Below are 21,819 nucleotides of genomic sequence, written 5' to 3' on the forward strand. Positions count from 1 at the left end.
CACTTGTTACGGCTATCGCTGTAATTAGTGCTTATATTATTCATATATCAATAAGAAAAAACTATGCTCAATAAAATAATTCAGTTCTCTATAAAGAACAAACTCGTCATCGGGATATTTACGCTGTTCCTCATCGGTTACGGTAGCTACGAATTCACAAAACTCCCGATTGACGCAGTGCCCGACATCACCGACAATCAGGTACAGGTAATCACCATCACTCCAGCGTTGGGTGCTCCCGATGTAGAACGGCTTATTTCTTTTCCCATTGAACAGGTGAACAGCAACATTCCCGGCTTGAAAAATATCAGAAGTTTTTCCCGCTTCGGTTTGTCGGTGGTTACGATTGTGTTTGACGATGATGTGGATATTTATTGGGCGAGACAGCAAGTTACAGAACGGCTTCAACAAGCGCAGGAACAAATCCCAAAAGGTTTTGGAACACCAACGCTCGCACCCGTTACAACAGGGCTTGGAGAAATTTATCAGTATTCTGTACGCGCAAAAAAAGGATATGAAAATAAATATGACGCGATGAAACTTCGCACCATTCAGGATTGGATTGTAAGAAGGCAGTTGCTCGGTGTGAAAGGAGTTGCCGATGTAAGCAGTTTGGGTGGATACTTAAAGCAATATGAAATTGCCGTTGACCCCGCAAAGTTGCTTGCAAATAATATTACTATCAATGATATTTTCACTGCGCTGGAAAATAATAATCAGAACACAGGCGGAGCATACATTGAAAAGGGTCCGACAGTTTTATTTATCCGCAGTGAAGGATTGGTTGGAACTTTTGACGACATAAAAAATATTGTGGTCAAAAATCTTCCTAACGGAACACCGCTTTTGATTGGCAATGTAGCGGATGTTCGTTTAGGAAGCGCGACACGATACGGAGCAATGACTTACAACGGAAAAGGCGAAGTTTCAGGTGCAGTGGTAATGATGTTGAAAGGCGCAAACAGCAATGAAGTAATTGAAAGAATAAAAGAACGCATCGTGCTAATTCAAAAAACATTGCCCGAAGGAGTGGTGATTGACGCTTTCCTTGACAGAACAAAAATGGTGAACAGCGCCATCGGCACGGTAGAAACAAATTTAATGGAGGCCATTTTGATTGTACTTTTTGTGTTGGTTTTGTTTCTCGGAAATTTCCGCGCAGGTTTTTTAATTGCATCCGTCATTCCGCTCTCCATGTTATTCGCGGTAATCATGATGAACCTTTTTGGCGTGAGCGGAAATTTAATGAGTTTAGGTGCGCTTGATTTCGGTTTGATTGTGGACGGAGCGGTAATTCTTGTTGAAGCCGTAATGCACCGCCTCACGCACAGCAAACATTTTGTAAGCATAAATAAATTAAGTCAGCCCGAAATGGACGGAGAAGTGGGAACATCCGTAAGCCGAATTATGAACTCTGCCGTGTTCGGACAAATAATTATTCTCATAGTATATCTGCCGATTTTTGCGCTCGAAGGAATTGAAGGAAAAATGTTCAAGCCGATGGCGCAAACCGTTGTGTTCGCTTTGCTTGGCGCATTCATCCTTTCGCTCACTTATGTTCCGATGATGAGCGCACTATTTCTGAGCAAAAAGATTGCGCACAAAAAAACTTTTTCAGACAGAATAATGAACCGCCTCGACCGCATCTATCAGCACACGCTTGACAAAGTTTTGAATTTTCCAAAAACAATAATTGCATCAGCAGTTTTACTTTTTCTCATTGCAATTTTTGTAATGACAAAATTAGGCGGTGAGTTTATTCCTTCATTGGAAGAAGGCGACTTCGCTGTTGAAACCCGTGTACTCACAGGGAGCAATCTCACCACTTCTATGAATGCAGTTTCAACAGGAGCGAGAATTTTATTAGAGAAATTTCCAGAGGTAGAAAAAATTGTCGGCAAAACAGGAAGCAGTGAAATTCCCACCGACCCCATGCCAATAGAAGCAACGGATATGATGATTATTTTGAAAGATAAATCAGAATGGACATCAGCAAAAACTTTTCCCGAACTCACCGAAAAAATGAGCAAGGCACTGGAAGATGTGCCCGGAGTTACTTTTGGTTTTCAATATCCCGTGCAAATGCGTTTCAACGAATTGATGACGGGCGCAAGGCAGGATGTGGTCTGTAAAATTTTCGGAGAGAATTTAGATACGCTCGCCCGCTACGGAAAAAAATTAGGCGACATCAGCAACACCGTTCAGGGCGCAAGGGATTTATATGTAGAAGCCGTAACGGGAATGCCTCAAATTGTAATTCAATACAACCGTTCTGCCATTGCCCAATACGGTTTGAATATTTCCGACATCAATAATGTGCTGAACACCGCATTCGCAGGACAAAGCAGTGGATTGGTTTACGAGGAAGAAAAGCGTTTTGATTTGGTAGTGCGTTTGAGTGGAGAGCAACGGAAAAATTTACAGGATGTGCAAAATCTTTTAATCCCCACTCCGAATGGAACGCAAATTCCCTTAAATGCAGTTGCAAAAGTTGAAATCACAGAGGGTCCGAATCAAATACAAAGACAAGACGCGCAACGCAGAATCATTGTCGGTTTCAATGTGAGCGGAAGAGATGTGCAAAGTATGGTGAAAGAATTACAGGAAAAAGTTGACAAGCAAATAAAATTACCCCCTGGATATTTTATCACTTATGGAGGAGCGTTTGAAAACCTTGAAAAAGCAAAACAAAGATTATCCATAGCAGTTCCCGTTTCGTTACTGCTTATTTTTCTTCTGTTATATTTCACTTTCAATTCTGTGAAACAGGGATTGTTGGTTTACTCCGCAATTCCGCTTTCCGCCATCGGAGGAATATTTGCGCTGGCAGTTTGCGGAATACCTTTCAGCATTTCAGCGGGCGTTGGTTTCATTGCATTGTTCGGGGTGGCGGTGCTGAACGGAATTATTTTGATAGCGGAATTTAACCGCCTGAAAAGTGAAGGCGTTGACGATGTAAAAAGAATAGTCATTCAGGGAACAAAAATCCGCTTGCGTTCCGTGTTAATGACAGGAGCAGTTCCCGCATTAGGATTTTTGCCGATGGCAATAAGTCAGGGCGCAGGCGCATCCGTGCAACGACCATTGGCAACCGTTGTAATCGGAGGTTTACTCATTGCAACATTCCTCACTCTTTTTGTTTTACCAATCTTATACATCATGTTTGAAAAAGGAATTTCATTCGGAAAGAAAAAAATAAATGTTACAGCATCAGTAATAGTTTTCTTCGCAACATTTTTGTTTGCAAATAATTCATCTGCTCAAAACCCGATTACGCTTCAAAGTGCGATTGATACCGCTCTGAAAAATAATCTTTCATTGCGGAATGAAAAACTAAACGCAGATTATTTACAGAAACTCAAAGGCACAGCATGGGATATTCCGCAGACAACCGTTTCATATGATTACGGACAAATCAACAGCGCATTCACCGATAATAAATTCGGAATAACGCAAAACATAAAGTTCCCTTCGGTATATGCACGGCAAAAAACTGTTTTCAACGAAGAATGGAAAAGCGGAATATTGAATGTTGCCGTGAAGGAAAATGAATTGAAAAAACAAGTCACGGAAGTATATTATGAATTGCTGTATTTACAGCAAAAACAAAAACTCTTACAGCATACCGACAGCATTTACGCAACCTTTCTGCAAAATGCAGAACAGCGTTTCAGCAAAGGAGAAAGCAACATTCTTGAAAAAACAACTGCCGAAACACAACGGGGGCAAATTAAAATTCAGTTATCAGAGTTGGAAAATGATTTGGCAATTCTGAAATTGCAATTCAAATTACTGCTCAATACAAATACAGATTTTATTCCCTCCGAAAGTAATTTCAAAATATCTCCGCCTGTATTAGCCGATACATCCGCAATTCAGCAAAATCCATTTATAAAACAATTAGAACAACAACAACAAATCGGATTTGCAAAATATAAATTGGAAAAATCAAAACTCCTCCCGAATCTTTTTGCTACCTATAATAATATGAGCATACAGGGAAATGGAGCGGATAATATTTTTTATACTTCTTCCAATCGTTTTCAATCCTTTCAGGTAGGTATCGGAATCCCTTTATTTTTCGGCTCGCAAAAATCAGGTATCGGGGCAATGAAAATATACTGGCAGATTTCCCAGAACAATTATTTGCTCGGAATGCAAACAATGAAAACCGAATACCAGCAAGCAGTTTTAGAATACAATAAAAATCTGCAAACAGTAAATTATTACGAAAGCACCGCCAATAAAAATGCGGATGTAATTATTAAAACCGCCAACCTTCAGTTTCAAAATGGCGACATCAATTATTTAGAATGGGTAATGCTTACCAATAACGCCATCGCCATTCAAAGCGAATATCTGGACGCAGTAAAAAATCTGAATCAAAGTATCATCAAAATAAATTCATTAACAAACAAGTAAACTAAAAATAAAATGAAGAACATAATTATCGTATCAATTTTGTTTGCAACGCTGACCGCTTGCAACAATAACGAGCAAACAAAAAATAAAACAGAAGCAACGGTAAACGAAAACATGGTTCAACTTACCGAAGTGCAATTAAAAAATGCGAGTATTGCAACGGGAAAACTGGAACAAAAAAATATTTCCTCCATTCTGAAAGTAAATGGAATGATTGATGTTCCACCGCAAAATATGGTATCCATCAGCGTTCCATTGGGCGGATATTTGAAATCCACTAAACTTTTGCCCGGCATGCATATCAGCAAAGGAGAAACTATTGCAGTGATGGAAGACCAGCAATATATCCAACTGCAACAGGATTATTTAACAGCAAAAGCAAAACTCATTTTCAGCGAAGCGGAATTTAATCGGCAGAAAGAACTTAATCAAAGTAAAGCCAGCAGTGATAAAATTTTTCAGCAAGCGCAAGCCGATTACACTTCGCAGAAAGTATTGGTGAAATCGCTTTCGGAAAAACTGCAACTCATCGGAATCAATCCCGAAACGCTGAATGAAAATAATTTATCACGAAGCATAACCATCCCTTCTCCTATTGACGGATTTGTTTCAAAAGTAAATGTCAACATAGGTAAATACGCAAAGCCAGAAGATGTATTGTTTGAAATAGTGAACCCTGCTGACATACATCTTGCGCTCACTATTTTTGAAAAAGACATCAATAAACTTTTCATCGGGCAGAAACTTATTGCTTACACAAACAATAATCCTGAAAAAAAATATCCTTGTGAAATAATTCTTATCGGGAAAGATTTCGGGCAGGATAGAAGTGTTGAAGTCCACTGTCATTTTGAAAAATATGACGCTACGCTTATCCCCGGAATGTTTATGAATGCAGAAATTGAAGTGCAGAGCAATAACGCTTTGGTTTTGCCTTCGGAGGCTGTTGTAAGTTTTGAAAACAAGCAATATGTTTTCATAGCAAAAAACAATACTGAATTTGAAATGACAGAAATAAAAACAGGTAACACCGAAAACGGATTTACAGAAATTGTTTTGCCAACGGATAAAACTTTGGGAAATCGTAACTTTGTCATCAAAGGGGCATATTCCTTACTGATGAAAATGAAAAACACATCAGAGGAGTAATGGAAAATGAAAAATGAGGATGGATATATTAAAAAGTATGCGATTATCTTCTTTTCCGGAGTAATAATTATTTACGCTCTTATCATTTGGGGAATCTTGCAATTAGTAAAATGTATGTGAAATGAAAAGAATAATCTTTAAGCCAATTCTTTTTATTATTCCTTGCTTGATAGCAATTTCCAATTCATATTCGCAAACCGCTCAATTGATTGTATCTCCAAATGATACTGTTTGTCCTAACGATTCGGTCACAATAACAATTCAAAATTCTACAGGCACAGTTTTCTGGAGCACAGGTTCTTTTGGTCTTTCTATTATGGTGAATCCCACAATCACTACTACCTACTATGCCATTAATGATTATGGCGGAACGAATGACACGTTATATGCGACAATAACTGTAAGGACTGTACAATCCTTTATTGATATTCATCCCGGTGGAATGTATTGTAAGGGCGATACTTTTTTTTCTATCCTTCTCATAAATCCTATAGGCAGTGTGTTATGGAGTACAGGTGATACAACAAACGTTATATTTGTCAGCCCGCCAACTACACAGACATATTGGTTTATAAACGATGTCGGTACTAACTGTGCCGACACTGTATATGAAACTATTTCCGTATTTCCTGACGCTACACCTGTAATAACTACCACAAGCAGTATATTTTGCAATGGCATGCCTGCAACTGTTTCCTTGAACAATCCTGTAGGAAATATTTTATGGTCAACAGGAGAAACTACTTCTTCTATTTCAGTTATACCTTCTTTCAATAGTTACTTGTATGTGATAAATGATTATCAGGGCAACTGTCCTGATACAGGATATATTTCTATCAATGGAATACCCTCAGAAATTTGGCTTCCTAATGCTTTTTCTCCGAATGACGATGGAGAAAATGATGACTTCAAAATTTATGGCGGAACACCTTCGGAATTTAGGTTAAGAATTTTTAACCGGTGGGGAGAAAAATTATTTGATTCAAATAATCCCAATGAGGGATGGGATGGAAAACACAAGGAACAAGAATGTCCATCGGGAGTTTATTCATGGGTGGTATCCTATTTTAATTCCTGTTCTGATAATATGCAACAAATATCGGGCAATGTAACTTTATTGAGATAATATCGGAAATTCAATGACTGCAATGCAACCGCTTCCTTCATTTTTTACTCTAAAGTCTTAACACATCTTAGGGTACGACAACGCCCTTTATGGTTGAAGTCATCATAACTTTCATCTCTCCTTTTTCATCAGCATAAATCAGGTAAACATTCAGCGTAGAATCTTTTTGTAAATAGTTCAAAGTTTTTTCAAGTCCCATCACCATAAATGCTGTAGCAAACGCATCGGCTGTCATGCAATCATCGGCAATAACTGTAACGCTCAATAAATTATTCAGCGCAGGATAGCCCGTCATCGGGTCAATTTCGTGAGAGACTTTTTTTCCGTTTCGGTAATAAAAATTCCGGTAGTTGCCAGAAGTCGCCAATGATTTGTTTTCCAATTTAAGAATATCTTTCAACTCATGATTGGCTGCACTTGGGTCATCAATAGGTTTCTCAACTCCAATTCTCCATACTTCCCCTTTTTCATTTTTCCCTTTTGCTCTCACTTCTCCGCCAATCTCTGCCATATAATTTTCAATTCCTCGTTCCTCCAGCAACATTCCCACCAAATCAACTCCGTATCCTTTTGCAATGGCGCTGAAATCAACTTGTATCCGTTTGTCTTTTTTTCTCACAAAATACTTTTCATTTCTTTCTATTAAACCAATATTCCTATACCCCACTAATTGCTGCAACGAATCCACAACAGCACTATCCATTCTGATTGTATCTGTATATCCAAATCCCCACCCATTGACTAAAGGCATCACCGTTATATCAAATGCTCCATCCGTTTTTTCAGAAACATCCTGTGCTTTTCTGAAAACTTCAACAAAATATTCATCCACTTCAATCATCGTATCTGGCTTATTCACTTTGGAAATAGTGGAAGAAGGAATATAAGTAGAAACTGAATTATTAAATTCAACAAGAAGTGAATCAATCTCAGTCTGAAAATTAGTTGAATTACTGCTCATGTCTTTTTTATCGGAAGACAAATAGGAAATATGATAGGTCGTTCCCATTGTTTTTCCTTCCAACTTTACTAATTGCTTTTCACCTGAATTGCAAGCCAGAAAAAAAATAAGTGATAACCAGTAAAATTTTTTCATACTTCTATTTTGGGAATAGGGTATAAGGTATTGGGTAAATGGAAATAGATTTCTCCTCTTATGGGCATCTCTAAAATCTATTTTGAATGAAGAACATTTGAACAGCGAACATTCGAAGTGAATGCATTTTACTTCTGATTTCGTAATTCAAATGTTCAATTATTCTATTGTTCACCCCGTTGGATAAGTATCCTATGGGGTTCATGAGTTTTTAGAGGTTCCCTTATGCCTCATACCTTATTCCCCTATACCTCTATACAAATATATTTAATTACTTTTGTCTGCAATTAACGATATAATAAAAAGTATGACAACCCCCACTCAAGAAAACACAAAACAAAAAACGAAGAAAGAGTTAAAGGAATCAGTCGTTCTGTTTGCAGGAGATTCAGGTGACGGCATCCAGTTAACCGGAACGCAGTTCACCAACACCAACGCACTTTTCGGAAACGATATCAGCACTTTCCCGAATTATCCGGCAGAGATACGCGCGCCTGCAGGAACGCTCGCAGGAGTTTCGGGCTTCCAGTTGAACTTTGGCAGTGTGAATATTCACACCGCAGGCGACCATTGCGATGTTCTAGTAGTGATGAATGCCGCTGCCCTGAAAGCAAGTTTGTCTTCTCTCAGACTCAACGGAATAATTATCGCTAACACAGCAGGATTTGAACCAAAAAATCTTGAACTGGCGAAATATCCGAAAGGAGTCAATCCGCTAAAAAATGGTTCGCTTGATAATTATACTGTTCACGAAATTGATATCACAAAACTTACCCGCGCTTGCCTGGAAGGATCCGGCATGGGCGTGAAAGAAATTGACCGTTCCAAAAATATGTTTGTACTCGGTTTCATTTTATGGATGTACAACCGCTCCATGGAACCTTCAATTAGTTTTTTGAAAGAACAATTCAAAAAGCGCCCCGAACTTATTGATACCAACATAAAAGTTTTAAAAGCCGGATACAATTACGGTGACACCACCGAAACTTTCACTACACGTTACGAAGTGAAAGCCGCTCCCATGCCGAAAGGAATCTATCGGAGCATAATGGGAAACCAGGCAACCGCCATCGGGTTAATTGCCGCAGCAAAAAAATCCGGGCTCACACTTTTCTACGGAACGTATCCGATAACACCTGCATCAGATATTCTTCACGAACTTGCCAAGCATAAAAATTTCGGAGTAAAAACTTTTCAGGCGGAAGATGAAATTGCTGCCGTGTGCTCTGCTATTGGCGCATCCTTCGGAGGAAACCTTGGCATAACAGGTTCCTCTGGTCCAGGCATTGCGCTGAAAGGCGAAGCCATCGGTCTTGCCGTAATGCTTGAACTTCCGCTCGTAATTATTAATGTGCAGCGTGGCGGTCCTTCAACCGGGCTTCCCACAAAAACCGAACAAGCCGATTTGCTCCAAGCGATGTACGGAAGAAATGGCGAATGTCCTTTGGTAGTGGTTGCCGCTTCTTCACCATCCGATTGTTTCACGATGGCGTATGAAGCATGCCGGATTTCTCTGGAGCACATGGTTCCTGTAATGCTGCTGACTGACGGATACATTGCGAATGGATCTGAGCCATGGCGTTTCCCGAAAGCTTCTGAACTTGCAGACATTAAAGTGAATTTTGCAACAAAGAAAAATTCCGTAATACAGAATGGCGCAGAAACTATTGAAAAATATCTCCCTTACCTGCGTGATGAAAAACTTTCACGCCCCTGGGCAATTCCCGGAACAAAAGGATTGGAGCATCGAGTGGGAGGAATAGAAAAAGAACATGAAACCGGAAATATTTCTTACGAGCCGGACAATCATGAATTCATGGTGAAGATGAGACAAGCGAAAGTGGATAAGGTAGAGGATTATATTCCCGAACAGAAGATTGATAGCGGACCTGCCCCTGTTCTTTCGGGGAAAGAAAAAGGAAAAATTCTTGTTCTCGGATGGGGTTCTACTTATGGTTCTATTAAAACTGCTGTGAAAGATTGCATCGCAAGTGGCATTGATGTTTCTCACGCGCAGGTGAAGTACATGAATCCTCTTCCAAAGAATCTCGGTCGCCTTTTGAAGAACTTTGACAAAGTGCTGATGCCGGAAATCAACAACGGACAGTTTTCTAAAATCATCCGTGATAAATTTCTGATAGATGCTATTCCGTTCAATAAAATAAAAGGAAATCCTTTTACATCAGGAGAATTGAAAAAGAAAATTGAAGAACTAAATAAATAAAACTAATACAACTAAACACAATGAAAAAAATCATCTACTCCGCAGCGTTCGTTTGCATAAGCGCTATTGCTAATGCACAATCAATTCCCAACGGGAATTTTGAAGCATGGACTTCGGGTACTTATGAGTATCCTCAATACTATCCGTACACATCAAATACAGATGCGTTTTTCAGATACCAAACTCCCTTTAATTGTGTGAAGACAACAGATGCTTATCAGGGAACTTATGCCGTGCAACTTACTACCAATGCATCTGCAACCGATACAGCGGGCGCCTATTTTGTAAACCCAATCAATGGTGAAGACCCCTCCACATGGACAGGAGGAATACCCTACACTCAAAAACCGACAGGGATAAGAGGGTATTATAAATACAATGTTGCTTCTTCTGATTCAGGATTAATTATTGTGACTTTCAGTAATGGAGGAATCAATATCGGAAGTTATTTTTTCAAAGTAGGAGGTATCAAAACTACGTATACGTTGTTCAACTTTACGTTAAGTCCTGCGCTTGCTATCACTCCCGATTCGGTAGTGTTTGCTGCCACTTCAAGTGATTTTATGGTGGGCAATGGTATTCCGGGAAGTATTTTAAAAATAGACAGCATCTCTTTTACAGGAGTAACCAGCCAGCCCGCACAAATGAATGGCTCTTTTGAAACATGGCTAAGCCAAACAGTTAACAGACCTGACAATTGGTATTTGGGTGGTGGTGATGGAAATGGAATGAACAGAACCACCGATGCTGCTGCCGGCAATTATGCAATAGAATTAACCACTTATCTTGGAAGTAGTAAGAGTGGACCCCCAACTGCCCGCTCAGGACAAGTTTCAACCGGATATTACAAAAATAATTGCAGCGGTCCTAATTGCCAAAAAGGCGGATACCCTTTTTCCAACCAACAAGATACGCTGGTGTTTTCTTATAAATATGTTCCTTCCGGAAATGACAGCGCGCAGGTATGGTTAAATTTTAAAAAGTCTGGCTCACAAATATGGAGCACAGGAAAAAATCTTGCTGCATCTGCAACGTATCAAACAGTTCAGATTCCATTCAATGTTGGGCAAGCGCCTGATACGGTAATTGTACAAGCGCAATCTTCACTGTGGCAGGATTCTGCGCTTACGTATATCGGATCGAATTTAAAGATTGATGAAATACATTTCAAATCACAGCCGCTGAATACATCTGTTCCGGTTTTTTCATTTGACAATCATATTTCTGTATTCCCGAATCCTTCAAACGGAAAAGCAAATGTGATAATTAGCCAATTTGAAGATTTGAAAATGAAAGACATTGAAATATATAATATGTACGGAGCAGAAGTGGCTGCTAATTTTCAAATTAACTCATCTTCAAATTTTCAAATTGATTTGAGCGAACAGCCCGATGGAATTTATTTAATTAAGATGACATCGAACGGAAAAACATTCACAAAGAAGTTAATTGTAAATAAATAAACAGCCGTCATTCATGGTCATTCTATGGTCATTCATTGTAAATACATATAAAAATGGATATTGAAGAATTAAGAGTTTATCAGCAATCAATGGCACTTGGAGAAAAAGTTTGGGATATTGTTTTGAAGTGGAATTGGTTTGCAAAAGACACGGTTGGCAAACAATTAGTAAAAGCAGTTGATTCTGTTGCATCTAATTTGAGTGAGGGCTTTGGAAGATATCACTACCGCGAAGCAGTACATTTTTATTATTACTCAAGGGGCTCTCTTTACGAAACTAAAACATGGCTGACAAAAGCAAATAATCGCAAACTTATTTCCGATAATGATTTCAAATTTTTTATGAAAGAGATTAAAGATATTGGTGTAAAACTCAATAATTATATTAATTCAATCGGGAAACAAAAACAACCGAATGACAACTGAATGACATTTAATATGTATAAACAACAATAAACGAGAAAAGATAATATGAGTACAGCAAACCCCACATCTGAAAAAACAACACCGAAAGATTTTGTCAGCGATCAGGAAGTGCGCTGGTGTCCCGGCTGCGGAGATTATTCTATTCTCAAGCAGGTGCAAACCATCATGCCTGATTTGGGAATTCCAAGAGAGAAGATTGCGTTTGTTGCCGGTATCGGATGTTCTTCACGCTTTCCATATTATATGGATACGTACGGATTGCACAGCATTCACGGGCGTGCCACTGCTGTTGCATCGGGCTTGAAAGTAACCCGTCCTGACCTGAGCGTGTGGCTTGTTACCGGTGATGGCGATGGACTTTCCATAGGAGGAAATCACATGATTCATCTTTTGAGAAGGAACATCAACATTAACATTCTTCTTTTCAATAATGAAATTTATGGCTTGACAAAAGGACAATATTCTCCCACTTCGCACGAAGGGGCTGTAACCAAATCAACTCCGCTGGGTTCGATTGATCATCCATTCAATCCGCTTGCGCTTACGCTGGGTGCCGGAGCAACTTTCATCGCGCGAAGCATGGATAGAGATCCGATTCATTTGCGCACCATTCTGAAAAGAGCGCACGAACATCACGGAACTTCATTCGTAGAGATTTATCAGAACTGCAACGTGTTTAACGATGGAGCGTTTGAAGTGTTCACCGAGAAAGCCAGCAAGAAAGAAGAAACTATTTTTATGGAACACGGCAAACCGCTTATCTTTGGAACGAACAATGATAAAGGAGTTAAACTTGATGGCTTCAAGCCTGTGATTGTAAACGTTGCTGATGTTTCGGCAAACGATTTATGGATTCATGATGAGCGCGATGAAATGAAAGCCACCCTGCTCACACGCTTCTTTGACGATCCGAAAAAAGAAGGACATTTGCCAAGACCATTCGGAATCTTTTACATTGAAGACCGTACTATTTATGAAGATGCGATGACCGCACAGATAAATGAAACCAAAAAATCAAGAGGCGAAGGAGATTTGGATACATTACTCAGAGGAAGAGAAACATGGACGATTAATTAGCAGATTAATTAATTTGAAGATTTGAAAATGTGCAGATGAGTAAATGAAAAACCTTAAACACATACTTGTATTCATCAGCATATCCGCATATCTGCTAATCAGCACATTTGCCTTTGCCCAATCCTACATCCGCACCGATACTATCCCAGTAAAAGAAAACGGCAACTGGCTGAAATTTCCCTGGGTGGGCGGGCACAATTATGTTCAACTCTCAGCTATTGATATGAACTTTGACGGCATCAAAGACCTTTTTGTTTTTGACCGAACCGGACACAAAACAACTGCCTACATTAATGGCGGCACTCCGAACACAGTAGATTATTATGATTCCACTGCAAAGTATGCATCCAAGTTTCCTCACCTCGAAGATTGGGTTCTCATCCGCGATTACAATTGCGATGGACTACCGGATATTTTCACGTATGCAATCACTATTGGCGGAATAAAAGTATGGAGAAACACTTCTACAGCCGGAAACCTACAGTTCACCTTGCAAACAAACTATATTCAATCCGATTATACACCAACTGTTACTACTGATCCTCTGACAAATCTTTTCGTGAGCCGTGTGGATATTCCAACCATTGACGATGTGGATGGTGATGGCGATTTAGATGTGCTCACGTTTGATTTCGCCAATACTTTTCTTGAATATCACATCAACAGATCTCAGGAAAAAGGATACGCCTGCGACAGTTTGATTTTTCAATTAGATACAAACGGATGCTGGGGAAATTTTACAGAAGACCTTAGCGGATGCGGTGTAAACCTTATTTCATGCAGGATAGGAAATTCAAGCCCCACTCCAACGAGCGATGCTCGCAACCTACGGTTGTCCATTGGGGAGGGAGAAAGTACATCCAACTCCTCCCCTAACGGGGGAGGCAGGGAGGGGGCTTTGCATGCCGGCAACTGCTCCCTCTGCATTGATTTGGATGCCGATGGCGATAAAGAAATTTTGCTCGGGCAATTATCCTGCTGCAATTTTGTGATGCTGACCAATGGCGGTACACCAGCTTCCGCTAACATGATTGCCAAGGATACCACCTTCCCTTCCTATAATATACCCGCATCGCTCACCGCTTTTCCTTGTGGATATTTTGTTGATGTGAACAACGATAATAAGCGCGATCTGATTGTTTGCCCCAACGCCCCCAACATTTCCATTGACAAAGCAAGCCTCTGGTATTACGAAAACACAGGTACAGACAGCGCGCCCATCTTCTCGCGTAAGAAAAGAAGTTTCCTTCAGGAAGATATGATTGATGCGGGCGAAGGCGCTGACCCTGTTTTTTTTGATTTCGATAACGATGGGCTTACCGATCTGCTCATTTCTAATTACACCATGGTTACCGATTCATGTCCTGACACTTATTCTTATAATGTGCATGCCTATAAAAATATCGGCACTGCTTCCGCTCCCAAGTTTGACCTTGTAAATACCGATTACGCAAATCTTTCCGCACAATTGCCCAATGTTTCAGGAAAACACCTTACGTTCGGTGACCTTGACAATGATGGTGACGCGGATATGTTTATAGGTGAGTATGGCGGCTATATCGATTATTTTACAAACACAGGTGGAGCAGGTCCAGCTATTTTTACGCTCACCACACAATACTATCAAAATAACTTAGGCAATCCAATTGACGTTGGCGATTACGCCACTCCTCAACTGATAGATGCAGACCGTGATGGAGATTTGGATTTGATAATCGGAGAACAGTGGGGCAACCTGAACTATTACAAAAACATAGGAACGCCAACCGCAGCATCCTTTTCTCTTGCTACAACATCTTTTGGCGGAGTAGATGTATTGAAGGCATGCTGCACCGGATACAGTGTTCCGTTTATGTATGACAGTGCCGGAAGTTACAGATTGATTGTTGGCAGCGAAGCAAACAGAAATTATCCGCCACAGGGCTGGCTCTGGCAGTATAAAAATATTGACGGAAACCTTGCAGGAAATTTCACACGCGTAGATTCCATGTATCAGAATATCTGGGAAGGAAAACGCATGACCGTGAATGGAAAAGATATGACCGGTGATGGCATGCTGGATCTGGTGGTTGGAAATTTTTGCGGTGGTGTTGCGTTTTATATGGGAGATACAAATGCTACCGGAATTCAGGAATTAAATAACGAAACCTCTTTTGACTTCAGCATTTATCCGAATCCAACAAGCGGAAAAATAGAAGTAAGAAGTAAGATGTCAGGAGTCAGAAGGTTAGAAATCTATAATGTATTTGGTGAGTTAGTGTATTCACTTAACCCCGTAGGAAACAATTCCAACGGGGTAAATCCCCCATTCACTCAATCACTTATTGACCTGAGCGAAGCGCCCAATGGAATTTACTTTTGCAAAATAAGTGGAGAAAAGTTCTTCAAAACAAAAAAACTTATTGTACTAAAATAAGATCGTATGAAAAAAGTTTATTGTTTACTGCTTATTGTTTACTGTTTACTGTTTTTCTCCTGCCACAAAGAAGGTCCGGGCGGGAAAGCCACCATTAAAGGAGTTGTAAAACATAATTCCGTGGCGATTCCGGGTGCAGCGATGTATATTAAATACGGAGCAAAAGAATCTCCCGGAACCAATGTTACCTATTATGATGAAAGCGTGACTTCCGATGCGCAGGCAAATTATAAGTTCGCGGATCTAAGAAAAGGTTCTTACTATTTGTTTGCCGTGGGCTTTGACAGTTTGATTATTCAAACCGTGACAGGTGGCATTCCTATAGAGATAAAAAGCAAAACCGAAAATGTGGAAGCTGATGTGCCGGTGACGGGACCGTAATCCGTAAATCCCGTACGAATATCCAACGGGGTAAATCCTGAATCTAAACTTTTTCAAATTAACGTATGAATATCCCTATGGGTTACAGTGCTTGTTTCAATAGGGGTCACTATTCTCCCTTCAATAATCCAGTATTTACAAAGGTTTCCTTTCCACTTTTCCTCGTTTTTTCACCACTTACTAAAAAAATAGCGCCACTTACTAATTACTGTTTGCGTATTCATTCTTTTCTTCTTCTCTTTGTATAGGAATCAGATACGAAACATTAACAATTAAATCCTTCATCCATGTTAAAAAAAATCTTTTTTGCCATTGCACTTCAAGGAAGTGCCATGTTGTTTGCACAGGAAGGCGTATTAAAAATAGAGCTGACTGATAAAATCAGTAAAGAGCCTTTGGAACTGGCAAATGTACTTGTTGAAAGCGCGGGTGTTACTGCGTGTAAAGGCATTACAGACAGTAAAGGCAATCTTGTCTTTAAAAATCTTGCACCGGGAACGTATAATGTAAAATCAATTTACACTGGCTATCCGAAAAACATGATTACCGGAGTTCTCATAAGAAATAATGAGACCACTTATCTGGAAATCAAACTTTCATCTGAAAATGTCATGGATGATTTTGTTGTAACTGAATATAAAAAGCCGCTGATAGATCCGATTACTTCCATAAAGACAATTTTTACAATTGATGATATCAAAGCAAGCCCTTATACTAACGTGAATGATTTTATGGGTTCTGTCGGTGGAGCTGTACAGCCGAAGGAAGGAAGAACTCCGAATTTCAGAGGAGCTCGTTCAGAAAGTGTTGTTTATATTCTTGATGGGCAAAGAATGATCGGCACCTACGGAATTCCTAAAGGAGCCATAGAGCAGATGTCAGTAACCCTGGGTGGAGTTCCTGCAAAGTATGGCGATGCAACCGGAGCTTTTATAGAGATAGAAACGAGAAGTGGTTTGGTAAATACAGGAAAGTAAGAAGAATGCCTTCTGTGTAGGAATGGGAGAGAGTACTTAGAAGATAAATTTTACCTTTGACAAAATATTTTTATGAAAAAGAAACTATTTTCTCTGATTGGATTTGTATTGGCTCCTGTAGTATTTATTTTTTTATCCTGTTTCCAGCAAAGTGATCCGTGGACGGAGAAACAATTAATGCAACCTGCTGATCTTGCAAAAATCATTTCTGATTCCACAGCAAAAAAGCCCTATATATATTCAATCGGTCCTTCAGCAACCATCCCTTATGCAATTGATATCGGTCCCGGAAAAGAAAAAGGAAACATTGAAAAACTAAAACAGCAGTTAAGCAAACTTCCAAAAGATGCGAACATTGTAATTTACTGCGGATGCTGCCCGTTTGCGCCTTGTCCGAATGTGCGCCCTGCATTTGCTCTGCTCAACGAAATGAAATTTACCAATCACAAACTTTTGAATCTTTCGCAGAATTTCAAAGCAGATTGGCTTGATAAAGGGTATCCTGTAAAGAAGTAGAAGTTCTGCCTCGCCAGAACTTCGATTGTTTTACGAATAATTTCAAAACCTGTCTGCTATTTTTGTATTTCATTGTTAGTTGGAGATAATATCTTTTCTGATTTACTCCCTTGCCTCGCTTATTATGCCTACATTTCAAAAATAATAATAAATATCCCGATAGTTATCGGGGCTATAAAATGAAAAAAGGAAAACTAAAATTTTACAACCGCTTCAAGGGCTACGGTCTTATCAAGGATTTTGAAACAGGAGAAGAATATAATGTGAGTCCTGCCGGCATGCAGGATGCTCTTATTAAAGATGGAGACAATGTTATTTTCGAAGTCACCGAAGGCAGAAACGGAATGAATGCCGTTGATATCCGACTCGATACATTTATACTTAACACATAATAGTATTTTCCGCATCCTTCCTCGAAAGTCTTATTAGCTGTGGAGAGTAAACCAGTAACCAATCCCACTGTTCACAACTTGTTCATAACTGCGCAATTTCCCCTCTTCCAGTAGATTTACATTTATCAGAGTTTAAAAAGAAAAAGTGACTATTGAATTTAATAAACCCCATTTGACTGGGAAGGAAGCGCATTATATGTATGAAGCTGTTCATAACCGGCATATTTCCGGTAATGGAGTTTTTACAAAACGCTGCCATCAATTCATTGAAAAAAAATATGGCATTAATAAATGCCTGCTCACAACTTCCTGCACCGATGCGCTTGAAATGGCTGCCATCCTTTCCAATATTCGTCCTGGTGATGAAGTAATAATGCCAGCCTTCACATTTGTAAGCACAGCCAATGCATTTGTTCTGCGTGGTGCTAAAATTGTTTTTGCAGATAGCTATTCCCATAATCCAAACATTGATGCATCAAAAATTGAAGAGCTCATTACTGAAAAAACAAAAGCCATTATCCCTGTACATTACTCTGGAGTGGCATGCGATATGGATATGATAATGGAGCTGGCAAAAAAATATAATCTTATTGTTATAGAAGATGCAGCGCAGGCGATAGACAGCTATTACAAAGGCAGGCCGCTTGGCAGCATCGGACATTTAGGCGCCTATTCATTTCATGAAACTAAAAATATTATTTCCGGTGAAGGCGGAGCATTGATTGTTAATGATAAGCAATATGAAAATCGTTCTGAAATAATCTGGGAGAAAGGAACCAACCGCGCTGCCTTTTTCAGGGGAGAAGTAAATAAATACGGATGGGTGGATATTGGTTCTTCTTTTTTGCCATCCGATATTACTGCTGCTTTTCTTTTTGCACAACTTGAAGAAGTAGAAAAAATTCTGGAGAAAAGAAAATGGATATGGAACCGTTATTACAAAGCACTGCTTCCATTAGCGCAGGTGGGATGTTTCCAATTGCCCTTAATTCCTGATTATGCTACCATCAACGGGCATATTTTTTATCTTACTTGCGAAAATCTGGAAGAAAGAACTTTGCTGATTAATTACTTGAACCAAAAAGGTATCCATGCCATCTTTCACTATCTCACATTGCATCAAAGCCCGTTTTTCCTAAATCAGCACGATGGTCGTCTCCTGCCAAACGCAGAGTATTTTACTAACTGTCTTGTACGGCTTCCTTTGTATCATGATCTGGATGAATCAACAATTGACTATATCGTTGATGCTGTATTTGAGTATTATGAAAATTTTGTTCCGACACCTTCAGAACTTTTGCCTGAAAGAAGGAAAACATATTTAGACATGGTTCATAGTACATGACTTCTTTCTTTCTCTCAGGGGAGAATTTATATTTTATCCGAAAATAATATTTATGTTTACTTTCAGATGAGCCCTTCTGAAAAAACCAAAAAAGTTTTTATCTGCCAGTCAAACTACATTCCATGGAAAGGATATTTTGATGCCATTAACCTTGCAGATGAATTCATTATTTATGATGATATGCAGTTTACTAAAAACGACTGGCGCAACCGTAACCAGATTAAAACATCACAAGGCTTGCAATGGCTTACAATACCCGTATTGATTTCAGGAAAATTCGGACAAAAAATCAATGAAACAAAAATTGCTGATCAATCCTGGCAGATAAAACATTGGAGGGCTATTCAATTTAATTATGCCAAAGCAAAATATTTTTCAGCTTACAAGGATTTTTTCTTTGAACTATATGACGTTGTTAAAAGTGAATACCTGAGCGAAGTAAATTATTTTTTTCTTTCTTCTCTGTGCAAGTTGTTGGGCATAACAACAAAAATCCGCAGGTCAAGCGAATTCAATCTGATTGAAGGAAGAAACGAACGATTGCTGGATTTGTGCATTCAAACAGGTACTACGGATTACTATTCGGGTCCAGCTGCAAAAAATTATATTGACGAAAGTTTGTTTCTGGAAAGCGGCATTAAACTCCATTACATTGATTACACTAATTACCCGGCTTATACTCAGCAATGGGGAGATTTTGTTCATGCCGTTTCGGTTATTGATTTGATTATGAATGAAGGAGAAAATGCATCAAACTATATGAAAAGTTTTTCATCGGTGCCGATGAAAAAGGAAATTTGAAAAATAAAATTATTTATTATTACAACAGATAAACAGCAGCCCGATGGCATTTTTTGAATTGATATTTTTTTTGTTTCTTACTTTTCTTGCCTTGCTTTTTTTTGTCTTTTGTGGAAAATTAATCGCTCCGCTTTTCACAAAATACATCGAGAAAAAGCCATTTCATAATTTTTTTATGGAAGCCCTCTTTGGGTTAATAGCTGTAATAACAATTTACTCTTGTATTTGCACCGTATTTACAACAGTCAATGTTGTTTTTTTCATATGGGCTGGTCTTGTTATTTATGTTAATGGTATTAATCCTGCATATGCAGATGAGGTGAAAAAAAGATTGAACGACTTCTCTGTAAAAATACTGCTCTATGCTTTTATAATTTCAATTTTAGTGATGTGTTGTTCAGTGGTATTTCCCTTGTCACTGAATATTGACAGTGATATGATATATTATGCAGAAGTATCAAATAATTTAAGCATCAGCGGACGTGAAAACGTATATCATTATTTTAATTTTTTCATTCCGGACATTGAGGGCACTTCGCCCTACCATTACTTTGAACTCTGGGTTGGAAATATTTTTATAAGGACAACTGAACTATTTTTTCCGCACATTATTATTTTGCAGTATGGAAGTTTGGTTTTCTTTAAAATTCTTGTTTGTATCGGTGTGTTATCTCTGATTGAGAACATTCGTCAGGTTAAGATATATGATCTGTTTATTGTTGTTCTTCTTACGTTTTTTAATTTTTCTTCCATGACTGAAATCGGCAATAATTCCTGGGATATAAAAACCAATATGTGGGGTCGCCCGGCTTTTACAATTTACATGATGTTTCTTATTCCTTTTCTTCATTTTCTAATTAACCGGCAGATTGCACTTGCATTTTATTACCTGTTATGCCTTCCTATATGTTCCATAGTTACCGCACCGGCTGTTTTTGCATTCTCGGCTGCGTTTGTTGTTTTATATTCTTTAAGAATAAAAAATATATCAAAAGATGCGCTGAATATTTTTATTGGAAGTATTTGTATTGGAGTTGCTATTTTTCTTTTTTATAAGTTTTCCGGAATTAAAAATGAACTCATTGCAGCTGGAGATAGCGGCATAATGGATATAATCCGCTATGACCTTACTATATGGAAGGCAATCGTATTTTTCCTTGTAACACTCCCATTGCGTGCGCTTTCTATCATTGCTCTGCCTTTATTGCTTATCCTGTTTGTTTCTTTTAAAAAAGGAATGAATGTGATAAAGCAAAATGCTTTAGCGATTTTCTGCGTTGTGTTGTTTGTTTTTTGCGGCATCATTCTGTTTCAATGCATACCTTATTTTGATAATGCTTATCAACTGCCTTTTGTGGCATATACTTCTTTGCACTTATTGTTTATCTGGCTTTTTTACCTTCTGATAACTGAAGCATCTTATACCGCATTTAAGAAAGTGATATCTGGAATTTTTTCTATACTGATGATTTATTTTTTCTTTCGCGTTTCAAAATTCGATTACCCTGAAAAAACACTGGAGTTTTCGGGCTTGATGCGAAAGGGATATTCTGAAAATTATATTAAACAACTCCAGAAATTTTTTGAGGGCAATGATTCTCTGAAAGTCGGAGGATTTCTTTATGACGCTAAAGATTTGACAACGCTGTATGATGGGCAGCGTTTTTCTTTGGTATATCAATTGGGTTCCTACATTGTGTGTTTTAATTCTGATGTAATGTTGTTGCCATTAACTCCACCTCAGGTTTTGCACGAAGGCATTCTAAATAAAACTTTTTATGATAAGGTTTTGAATTTTGATAACATGATGCCTTATTATAAGAACTACAATATACAAGATGAAGAAACCAGTCTTAAAAATTTTATAACAGAGAATCACATAAGTTTTTTGGTAGCAAGCAAGAATTTCGACATCAATAAAATCCGTAATTTGGACATCAGAAAAAGTTTCTCAGACCTTGCAAGCGGAGACCAGATAATAATTCTTAATTCCTCAAAATAATTTTTTT

At 38.7% G+C, this 21,819-nt stretch carries 16 protein-coding genes; 15 read left to right on the plus strand and 1 reads right to left on the minus strand.

Features of this window, described 5'->3' with window-relative positions; genetic code table 11:
• The first annotated feature begins 63 nt into the window (after positions 1 to 63).
• The 3 genes from HY841_07215 to HY841_07225 all read left to right on the plus strand — a co-directional run bounded on the left by HY841_07215 (position 64) and on the right by HY841_07225 (position 6,697).
• Complete coding sequence (locus HY841_07215; protein MBI4930534.1) at positions 64 to 4,422, plus strand: CusA/CzcA family heavy metal efflux RND transporter; 4,359 nt, start codon at positions 64 to 66, stop codon at positions 4,420 to 4,422.
• A 12-nt stretch (positions 4,423 to 4,434) separates the two neighbouring features.
• Positions 4,435 to 5,571, plus strand: coding sequence for an efflux RND transporter periplasmic adaptor subunit (locus HY841_07220; protein MBI4930535.1), 1,137 nt, complete (start codon positions 4,435 to 4,437; stop codon positions 5,569 to 5,571).
• 121 nt (positions 5,572 to 5,692) lie between these two features.
• Positions 5,693 to 6,697 carry a gliding motility-associated C-terminal domain-containing protein gene (locus HY841_07225; protein MBI4930536.1) on the plus strand — a complete coding sequence of 335 codons (1,005 nt, stop codon included), beginning with the start codon at positions 5,693 to 5,695 and terminating at the stop codon, positions 6,695 to 6,697.
• Positions 6,698 to 6,764: 67 nt separating this feature from the next.
• Here HY841_07225 and HY841_07230 read toward each other — a convergent pair whose 3' ends face one another.
• On the minus strand, positions 6,765 to 7,793 hold the full coding sequence (locus HY841_07230) for an FAD:protein FMN transferase (protein MBI4930537.1): 1,029 nt from the start codon (positions 7,791 to 7,793) through the stop codon (positions 6,765 to 6,767).
• A 307-nt stretch (positions 7,794 to 8,100) separates the two neighbouring features.
• Here HY841_07230 and HY841_07235 point away from each other — a divergent pair, with 307 nt between their 5' ends.
• The 12 genes from HY841_07235 (at position 8,101) to HY841_07290 (ending at position 21,812) form a co-directional block, all read left to right on the plus strand.
• Positions 8,101 to 10,017 carry a 2-oxoacid:acceptor oxidoreductase subunit alpha gene (locus HY841_07235; GenBank protein ID MBI4930538.1) on the plus strand — a complete coding sequence of 639 codons (1,917 nt, stop codon included), beginning with the start codon at positions 8,101 to 8,103 and terminating at the stop codon, positions 10,015 to 10,017.
• Between the two features lie 20 nt (positions 10,018 to 10,037).
• A complete protein-coding gene (locus tag HY841_07240; protein MBI4930539.1) occupies positions 10,038 to 11,480 on the plus strand; it encodes a T9SS type A sorting domain-containing protein in 1,443 nt (480 codons plus the stop codon).
• Between the two features lie 41 nt (positions 11,481 to 11,521).
• Positions 11,522 to 11,905 (plus strand): four helix bundle protein, encoded by a 384-nt coding sequence (locus HY841_07245; GenBank protein MBI4930540.1) that lies wholly within the window; start codon positions 11,522 to 11,524, stop codon positions 11,903 to 11,905.
• Positions 11,906 to 11,950: 45 nt separating this feature from the next.
• Complete coding sequence (locus HY841_07250) at positions 11,951 to 12,982, plus strand: 2-oxoacid:ferredoxin oxidoreductase subunit beta (GenBank protein MBI4930541.1); 1,032 nt, start codon at positions 11,951 to 11,953, stop codon at positions 12,980 to 12,982.
• 43 nt (positions 12,983 to 13,025) lie between these two features.
• Positions 13,026 to 15,398: a T9SS type A sorting domain-containing protein gene (locus tag HY841_07255; GenBank protein ID MBI4930542.1), complete on the plus strand. Its 2,373-nt coding sequence runs from the start codon at positions 13,026 to 13,028 to the stop codon at positions 15,396 to 15,398.
• Positions 15,399 to 15,404: 6 nt separating this feature from the next.
• Positions 15,405 to 15,779, plus strand: a complete 375-nt coding sequence (locus HY841_07260; protein MBI4930543.1) for a carboxypeptidase regulatory-like domain-containing protein — start codon at positions 15,405 to 15,407, stop codon at positions 15,777 to 15,779.
• 287 nt (positions 15,780 to 16,066) lie between these two features.
• The gene (locus HY841_07265; protein MBI4930544.1) at positions 16,067 to 16,756 is read left to right on the plus strand and encodes a carboxypeptidase-like regulatory domain-containing protein; all 690 of its coding nucleotides are present in this window, start codon (positions 16,067 to 16,069) and stop codon (positions 16,754 to 16,756) included.
• Positions 16,757 to 16,828: 72 nt separating this feature from the next.
• Positions 16,829 to 17,272, plus strand: coding sequence for a rhodanese-like domain-containing protein (locus HY841_07270; GenBank protein MBI4930545.1), 444 nt, complete (start codon positions 16,829 to 16,831; stop codon positions 17,270 to 17,272).
• Between the two features lie 179 nt (positions 17,273 to 17,451).
• Entirely contained in the window at positions 17,452 to 17,664 is a 213-nt protein-coding gene (locus HY841_07275; protein MBI4930546.1) for a cold shock domain-containing protein, read from the plus strand.
• A gap of 145 nt (positions 17,665 to 17,809) precedes the next feature.
• Positions 17,810 to 19,009 (plus strand): dTDP-4-amino-4,6-dideoxygalactose transaminase, encoded by a 1,200-nt coding sequence (rffA, locus tag HY841_07280; protein ID MBI4930547.1) that lies wholly within the window; start codon positions 17,810 to 17,812, stop codon positions 19,007 to 19,009.
• Positions 19,010 to 19,075: 66 nt separating this feature from the next.
• On the plus strand, positions 19,076 to 19,810 hold the full coding sequence (locus HY841_07285) for a WbqC family protein (protein MBI4930548.1): 735 nt from the start codon (positions 19,076 to 19,078) through the stop codon (positions 19,808 to 19,810).
• Between the two features lie 43 nt (positions 19,811 to 19,853).
• Entirely contained in the window at positions 19,854 to 21,812 is a 1,959-nt protein-coding gene (locus HY841_07290) for a hypothetical protein (GenBank protein MBI4930549.1), read from the plus strand.
• The last annotated feature ends 7 nt before the right edge of the window (positions 21,813 to 21,819 follow it).

It is taken from the genome of Bacteroidota bacterium (genome assembly GCA_016213405.1).
In the GTDB taxonomy this organism is placed as follows: domain Bacteria; phylum Bacteroidota; class Bacteroidia; order Palsa-948; family Palsa-948; genus Palsa-948.